Raw genomic sequence first — 7,894 nt, forward strand, 5'->3', positions numbered from 1 at the left:
CCGGCCCGGCGGCGGCCGTCGCGACCGCGGCCAACGCCGCCGCGACCGCGATCAGCGTGAGGCGGCAGCGTTCGACGCCCACCCCGAGCGCCTTGGCGGTGTCCGTCCCCAGCTCCAGGTAGGTCAGCCGGCGGCCGTGGTAGAGGCCGATCGGCGTCAGGATGACCAGGGCCAGGGCCAGCGGCCGGACCTGGGCCCAGCCGCGGCTGTCCAGGCTGCCGATCAGCCAGATCTGCGCGGCGACCGCGTCGGCCAGCACCGCCCGGGTGATCAGATAGGAGTTGACCGCGTTGAGCAGCGCCGCGACCGCGATGCCGATCAGGACCAGTCGCGGCCCGGCCAGCCCGCGCCGGTAGGACAGCGTGTAGACCGCCGCGCCGGTCGCGGCCCCGCCGACCAACGCGCCCAGCGACGCCCCGGCGGCGTCCCCGCGCAGGACCAGCAGGACGATGATCGCCCCGGTGGCCGAGCCGGTGGTGAAGCCGAGGATGTCCGGGCTGCCCAGCACGTTGCCCGAGACGCTCTGGAAGATCGATCCGGACAGGGCCAGCGCGGCGCCGACCAGCAGCCCGGTCAGCAGGCGCGGTAGCCGCAGGGTGTTGACCACGAAGTCCGTGCCGCCGTCGCCGTGCCCGAGCAGGGCGCGGGCGACGTCACCCACCGGGATCGGGTAGTCCCCGGTGGTGAGCATGGCGACGCCGACGGCCACGATCACCAGGGTGAAGCCGGCGCTCACCGCGACGGCGCGGGGAAAGATCCGGACGGACACCGCGTCGGCGCCGAACCGGGCCACCCGGGGACGCCGAGGCGGCGGGAGGGCGCCGGCGGCGGGACGGTCGACCGGGCCGGCCGGCGCGATGCCGGTCACGCCCGGCCCAGCCGCGCGCGGCGGCACAACGCGATGAACACCGGAGCTCCGGCAAAGGCCGTGATGATCCCCACCTGCAGCTCACCTGGAGCGATGATCACCCGTCCGACCAGGTCCGATCCGACCAGCAGGATCGGGGCCAGCATGGCGGAGTAGGGCAGGACCCAGCGGTTGTCCGGTCCGGCGATCACGCGGGCGGCGTGCGGCACGGCCAGGCCGACGAAGCTGATCGGCCCGGCGGCGGCGGTCGCCCCGCCGCAGAGCAGGACGACCGCGAGCGCGCCCAGCATCCGGGCCCGGTGAAGGCGGACACCCAGGCCGCGGGCGGCCTCGTCACCCAGCGCGAGCGCGTTCAACGGGCGGGTAAGGGGGAGGGCGAGCAGGAGTCCCGCCGCCATGAACGGCGCCGTCGCCTGCAGCCCGGTCGATCCCAGCGCGGCCAGCGAGCCGACGTCCCAGTGCCGGAACTGGTCGAACGTCTTGGTGTCGATCAGCAGCACGGCGTTGACGAACGCGCCGAGGACGGCCGCGGCGGCCGCGCCCGCCACCACCAGGGTCGCCGGCGTCGTCGCTGCGCGGCCGGTCGCGCCGATCATGAACACGGCGACCGCGGTCAGGGCGGCGCCGGCGAGCGCGAACCACACGTAGCCGCTCGGGCTCGTGACGCCGAAGACCGAGATGCCGACGACGACGGCGGCCGACGCGCCGATGTTGACCCCGAGCATCCCCGGTTCGACCAGATCGTTGCGGGTCAACGCCTGGCTGAGGGCCCCGGCCACGCCGAGCGCGGCGCCGACCACCAGGCCGAGCAGCGTGCGCGGTATCCGCAGGTTGTGCACGACCAGCGCGGCGGACGAGCCGTCGTCGTGCCACAGGACCCGCCACACGACGGTGAACGGCAGGTGGTTGGCGCCGACCCAGACGCTGAGGACGCACATCCCGACCAGAGCGAGCGACGTCACTACCAGGCCGCAGACGCGCACTCTCCGTGATCCGAGTGCGCCCCCTTGCCGCCGTTGCCGCCGGCCGGGCGGGGCCGCTGCCGCCGGATCGGGCGGGCGCGGCACCGTCGCCTCAGCCTCCGCGACAGCTCGCACCGCCCGCCTCACAATCTGGCAAAATTTGTAAAGATAGGTTAACTTACCTATGGAGAGCCTAACCTGACTTCACGGTCACGTCCAGCGGCCGCCCGGCGCCGGTAGCGCCGGCCGGGGTCCAGCCAGCCGGGGTGGCCGGGATCCAGCCAGCCGGGGTCTAGTCAGGGGCGGCCGCGGGCCCGGCCGATGGCGCCGCCGGAGCGTGCTTGACACCCAGGGAGGTCACCTCAGAAGATAGGTAAGCCTTACTTTACCGGATTAGCGTACGCTTCTCGTTACCGACGGGAAAGGGCGGCGCGCCCAGGGACCGGAGGATCGGGTGTGGTGAGAGGTCCGGCGTCCACGGACATCGGCATTCGGGACATCGTCGGAATCGGTTTCGGCCCTTCGAACCTGGCGTTGGCGATCGCCGTGACGGAGCACAACGCGCGCGTTTCCCCGGCGGCGGCGCTGAGGGTGTCTTTCCTGGAGCGCCAGCCCCGATTCGGCTGGCACCGGGGAATGCTCCTCGACGGGGCCACGATGCAGGTATCTTACCTCAAGGACCTGGTAACCCTGCGGAATCCGGCCAGCGATTTCAGTTATCTGTCGTTCCTGCATGAGCGGGACCGCTTGATTGACTTCATCAACTACAAGACCATGTTCCCGCTGCGCCAAGAGTTCCACGACTACCTGGAATGGGCCGCCCGCCGATTGGATGACCTGGTCGAGTACGACACGCGGATGGTCGACATCCGGCCGGTCACCGTCGACGGCGAGGTCCGGATGGTGGACGTCGTCGGGGTGCGGGGGACGACCGGGGAGACGGTCGTCCGCCGGGCTCGCGGCGTCGTCATCGCCGTCGGGCTCGAGCCGACGGCGCCAGCCGGCATCGAGCTGTCCGAACGGGTCTGGCACAACCACGACCTGCTCAGCCGGGTCGCGAACCTGCCATCGCCGGTGCGCGACCGGTTCGTCGTGGTCGGGGCCGGGCAGAGCGCGGCCGAGGTGACCGAATTCCTGCACACGAAGTATCCGCGGGCTGAAGTCGTGGCCGTCTTCTCGCGGTACGGTTACAGCCCGGCGGACAACAGCTCGTTCGCGAACCAGATTTTCGACCCGTCCGCCGTGGACGATTTCTACGCCGCGCCGCCGCCGGTGAAGGACATGCTCAATACCTATCATCGGAGCACGAACTACTCGGTGGTCGATATCGACCTCATCGACGAGCTCTACCGCCGTGTCTACCAGGAGAAGATGCAAGGCCGGGAACGGTTGCGCATCATGCGCGCGTCCCGCCTCGTCGAGCTGCGTCAGCTCACCGACGGCGTCGCCGCCGACGTCGAGTTCATGCCGACCGGCACGCGGGAAAAAATAGAGGCGGACGTCATTGTCTTCGCCACCGGGTACCGCTCGCGAGATCCACGCCAGCTCCTCGGCACGATGGCCCGGCACTGCCAGACCGACCCGGCCGGCCACGTGGCGCTCGACCGCGACTACCGGCTGGCGACGGCGCCCGGCGTCCACGTCGACCTGTACGTGCTCGGCGCGACCGAACACTCCCACGGCATCTCCTCGACCCTGCTCTCCAACGTCGCCGTGCGGGCCGGCGAGCTCGTGCGCTCGATGGCCGAGCGGCGCGGCCGCGCCGCAACCCCCGCGGGCGAGGGCGGCGGCACCCCGCTCGAGGCGGGCTACGTCACTCCCCGATCCGCCTGGGACAGCGGTCTCGGGGCGCTGTCGGTCCCCCGCCCGGCCGGGCGGTGATGGCGGCCGGCACCGCCGCGCTCGACTTGGCCGAGCTGCGGCGTCCCGTCCGAGGTCGGATCACGCTGGCGGCCGGGCTGCAAGCTCTGGCCACGGTGCTGGCGATCACCCCAGCGGTGGTGCTGGTGGAGATCGCGCGCCGGCTGCTGGGCGGAGCGGGGCAGCCGGTATGGCCGCTGGCGTGGCTCGCGGCCGGCCTGCTCGTGGCGCGCTTCGCGCTGTACGCCGCGGCGAGCCTGCTCAGCCACCTGGCCAACGCGGAACTCGCCTACCTGCTGCGCCGCCGCCTGACCGAGCAGGTGAGCGCGTTACCGCTGAGCTGGTTCGCCGGCGGGGTCTCGGCCCGGGTGCGCTCGACGGTGCAGGACGACGTGGCGACGCTGCACCACGCGGTCGCCCACGCCCGCGGGGACCTGGCTTCGGCCGTGGCCGGCCCGGCGGTGGTGGTCGGCTACCTGCTCTGGGTCGACTGGCCGTTGGCGCTCGTCACGGTGGCGCTCATCAGCGCGGCCCAGGCGATCCGCCTGCGGCTCGCGGTCCGCGCGACCGACCAGGTCAGCCGGATCGGTGCGGCCAACAACGAGCTGACCGCGGCCGTGCTCGAGACGGTTCGGGGCATCAGCGTCGTCAAGGCGTTCGCCGGCGGCCGGGGCGCTCCCCGGTTCGCCGCCGCCGCGGCCGAGTACGCCGACGCCGACGAGCAGGCCCAGCGCATCTTCCTCCGGCCCCGCGGGGTCGCCCGGGCGACGGTGGCCCCGGCGACCATCGTGTTCGCGGTCACCGCCGTCGGCACCGGACTGGTCGCGGCCGGGTGGAGTGACCCGGTGGACCTGGTGGCCTTCACGCTGCTCGGGGTCGGGCTGTTCGAGCAGATCACGCCGATCTACCTGGCCCAGGACCTGCGCGAGCGCTCCCGGGACGCGGCGGCCCGCATCGGCGGCCTGCTGCGCGAGCCCCGGCAGCCCGTCCTCGAGCCCGGCCGCGCCCGCCCGGTGGGCACCCCGCTGACGGTCGAGATCGACGACGTCCATTTCAGCTACCCGGACGGTCACGAAGTCCTGCGGGGGGTGAGCGCGACGCTACGGCCAGGCACGGTGACGGCGCTGGTCGGGCCGTCCGGAGCCGGGAAGTCGACGCTCGCGATGCTGCTGGCCCGCTTCGCCGACGTCACCGGGGGCGCCATCCGGCTAGGCGGAGCCGACCTGCGCGACATCGACCGGGACGACCTCTACCGCCACGTCGGATTCCTGCTGCAGGATGTCGTCCTGCTGCGTCGCTCGATCCGTGACAACATCGCCCTGGCCGTCCCGGATGCGTCCGAGGCGGCGGTGCGCGCCGCCGCCCGCGCGGCCGCCGTCGACGACCGCGTCCTCGCTCTGCCGCGCGGCTACGACTCGGTGGCCGGCGAGGACGCCCACCTCTCCAGCGGGGAGGCGCAGCGGGTCGCGATCGCCCGTACCCTGCTGGCCGGGACACCGATCGTGCTCCTCGACGAGGCCACCGCGTTCGCCGACCCCGACTCCGAGGCCGCGATCCAGGACGCACTGGCCGAGCTGGCCGCCGGCCGGACCCTGCTCGTGATCGCGCACCGCCTGTACACGATCACCGAGGCCGACCAGATCCTGGTCCTCGACGACGGGCGCCTGATCGAGCACGGCCGGCACGACGAGCTACTCGCCGCCGACGGGCGCTACGCCCAGCTCTGGCGGGCCCAGCAGGGCGGCCGAGCATGACCGGCCACCTGCGCGGCCTCGTCCCGGCCAGCCAGCACCGGCCGCTGGCGCGGTACCTGGTGGCGGTGGCCGGCTACGCCGTCAGCGAGGGCGTCGCCTTCGGAGTACTCGTCCCGCTGCTGACCGCCCTGATCGACGGCCGTACGGCCACCGCGGCGTGGTGGCTGATCCCGCTCACGGCCGCGGCGGCGACCGGCTGGTTCGCCCACTACTACCTCGGGTCGCGGGCGTTGCAACTGTCCTCGGCCTGGCGGCGCGCCCTGTACGCGCGCATCGGCGACAAGCTTCTGGCGTTGCCGTTGGGCTGGTTCGACGGGCCGGCGGCCGGGCAGATCCCACAACTAATCATCGGCGACGTCTCGCGGGTGGCCACCACCATCTTCCTGGCCGAGGCCCTGATCGGCGCGGTCCTGACCCCGCTCACGATCGGGGCGTTCCTGCTCAGCTTCGACTGGCGGATCGGGCTCGCCGCGCTGCTGGCCGTCCCGGTCGTGCTCGCCGCGCTCTCGGTCGGTCGCCGCCTCACCGAACGCACCGAGGCGGCCAACCACGCCGCCACGGCCGAGGCCGGCAGCCGGCTGGTCGAGTTCGCCGGCGCCCAGCCGACGCTGCGGGCCACCGGTCACACCGCCGCTGGCCGGGCCGCGTTGGACGAGGCGCTGGCCGCCCAGCACCGCGCGGCGCGGCGCGAGATCGTCGGCTCCCTGCCGGGCGAATACCTCGGCGAGCTCGGTATCCAGCTGGCCTTCACGGCCCTGTTCCTCGCCGGCCTCGCGCTGACCACCCATCACGGCCTCAGCCCGACCCGGATGACCGCCCTCGTCGTCCTGGGCATCAGCCTGCTCCGCCCGCTCGACGCGCTGGTCGGGCTCAGCGCCGCGTTGCGCTCCGCCCAGGCCTCGGCCCAGCGGGTCGACGAGCTCCTGGCGGTCGAGCCGCTCCCGGAACCCACGACCGGCCGCCGGATCGGCCAGGCCGGGATCGAACTCACCGATGTCCGCTTCGCCTACCCCGCCGGTCCCGAGACGCAGGGCCCCGAGACGCAGGGTTCCGAAGTGCTGAGCGGGCTGACGCTGACGATCCCGGCCGGGCGAACCACCGCACTCGTCGGACCCTCCGGCGGGGGGAAAACCACCGTCACCAAGCTGATCGCCCGCTTCTACGACGTCGGCTCCGGTTCGGTGCGCGTCGGCGGCGTCGACGTCCGCGACCTCACCAGCGCCGAGCTGCTCAACCACATCGCGTTCGTGTTCCAGGACGTCTACCTGCTCGACGGCACCGTCGAGGACAACATCCGCTTCGGTAACCCGGACGCGACCCCGGAGCAGGTCCGCGACGCCGCCTACCGCGCCCGGGTGGACTCCATCGTCGCCCGGCTCCCGGACGGCTGGGCCAGTCGCGTCGGCGAGGGCGGACAGCTGCTGTCCGGCGGCGAACGCCAACGCGTCGCCATCGCCCGCGCGCTGTGTAAGGACGCGCCGATCGTGCTCCTCGACGAAGCCACGGCCTCCCTCGACACCGAGAACGAGACCGCCGTGCACGCCGCCCTGGCCGAGCTCGCCGCCGACCGCACCGTCCTGATCATCGCCCACCGGCTGGACACGATCGTCCGCGCCGACCAGATCGCCGTCCTCGACGGCGGCCGGGTCGTCGAGTGCGGTCGGCACGATGAGCTCCTGGCCCGAGACCGGCGGTACGCCGCATTCTGGCGCGAGCGCGAACGGGGCCGCGGCTGGCGGCTGCGGCGCGACGATCACGAACCCGCCGAGTAGCTGAGCCCGTGAGACGCGCTCGTGTCAGGCTCAGGGCGCAGGCTCAGTGCTCGTGGGAGACCACCTCGACGCGAGGCACGGCCTGCCCGCACGCAGCCGTCGCCGGTTGTGGCCGACGCACAATCCGCTTCCGTGGACAGCGAACTTGAGGTTCCCTGTCCATAGGGAAGGATTGTCATGGGCCGCTGGATTCACCGGTAGCTGGATTCACCGGTAGCTGGATCCACCGGTAGCTGGATCCACCGGTAGACAGTGACGTGATCGACGTCGATACCACGCCCGGTGAGCAGTTCCTCGATATCCCGAGAGGACAGGGCCAATCGCAAGTACCGCCGGAATCCTGTGAACTCTGGCACCGACGGCGTGACGGCGTGACGGCATACCGGTCGATCATTCTGGCCGCTTCCACCGGCCCCTGCCGCAACAGACCCGGCTCGGCCAACAGGGGGACGGAGCGGCGCTTCGCGTCGAGCCGTATCGCGGGCTCCAGATCCTTATGGCAACCATACCCTTACGTTAATGATTAATATGGACTTGGTGGTCGGTCGCAAAGCCGTTCGTGTTAGATATGAACGGATCTGAACGGACCGGAGCGCGGTCACGGCTCCAATACCAGTGCCCGCCCGGGAGGCGCCATGACAACACCGCCCGTCCCTAAGGATTTGCATTGAAATAACT

At 72.0% G+C, this 7,894-nt stretch carries 5 protein-coding genes and 1 pseudogene; 3 read left to right on the forward strand and 3 right to left on the reverse strand.

Annotated features, from left to right (window positions below):
* Together AC08OT_RS17185 and AC08OT_RS17190 are read right to left on the reverse strand one after the other, a co-directional pair.
* Positions 1-868: FecCD family ABC transporter permease (locus tag AC08OT_RS17185; protein WP_476603036.1), on the reverse strand; the 868-nt coding region annotated here is incomplete at its 3' end.
* Positions 865-1,851, reverse strand: a complete 987-nt coding sequence (locus AC08OT_RS17190; protein WP_476596722.1) for a FecCD family ABC transporter permease — start codon at positions 1,849-1,851, stop codon at positions 865-867. The genes AC08OT_RS17190 and AC08OT_RS17185, both read right to left, overlap by 4 nt.
* 435 nt (positions 1,852-2,286) lie before the next feature.
* Here AC08OT_RS17190 and AC08OT_RS17195 point away from each other — a divergent pair, with 435 nt between their 5' ends.
* From AC08OT_RS17195 to AC08OT_RS17205, 3 genes are read left to right on the forward strand one after another with little or no spacing between them, the layout of a single operon-like run.
* On the forward strand, positions 2,287-3,711 hold the full coding sequence (locus AC08OT_RS17195; RefSeq protein ID WP_476591883.1) for a lysine N(6)-hydroxylase/L-ornithine N(5)-oxygenase family protein: 1,425 nt from the start codon (positions 2,287-2,289) through the stop codon (positions 3,709-3,711).
* Positions 3,711-5,444, forward strand: coding sequence for an ABC transporter ATP-binding protein (locus tag AC08OT_RS17200; RefSeq protein ID WP_476591882.1), 1,734 nt, complete (start codon positions 3,711-3,713; stop codon positions 5,442-5,444). Before AC08OT_RS17195 ends, AC08OT_RS17200 begins: the two co-directional genes overlap by 1 nt.
* Positions 5,441-7,216 (forward strand): ABC transporter ATP-binding protein, encoded by a 1,776-nt coding sequence (locus tag AC08OT_RS17205; RefSeq protein ID WP_476591881.1) that lies wholly within the window; start codon positions 5,441-5,443, stop codon positions 7,214-7,216. The genes AC08OT_RS17200 and AC08OT_RS17205 overlap by 4 nt, the downstream gene beginning before the upstream one ends.
* A gap of 233 nt (positions 7,217-7,449) precedes the next feature.
* Here AC08OT_RS17205 and AC08OT_RS17210 read toward each other — a convergent pair.
* Positions 7,450-7,572, reverse strand: a pseudogene (locus tag AC08OT_RS17210) (IS6 family transposase); the annotation flags it as partial.
* Positions 7,573-7,894: the final 322 nt, after the last annotated feature.

It is taken from the genome of Frankia sp. CgJB1, from assembly GCF_977947065.1.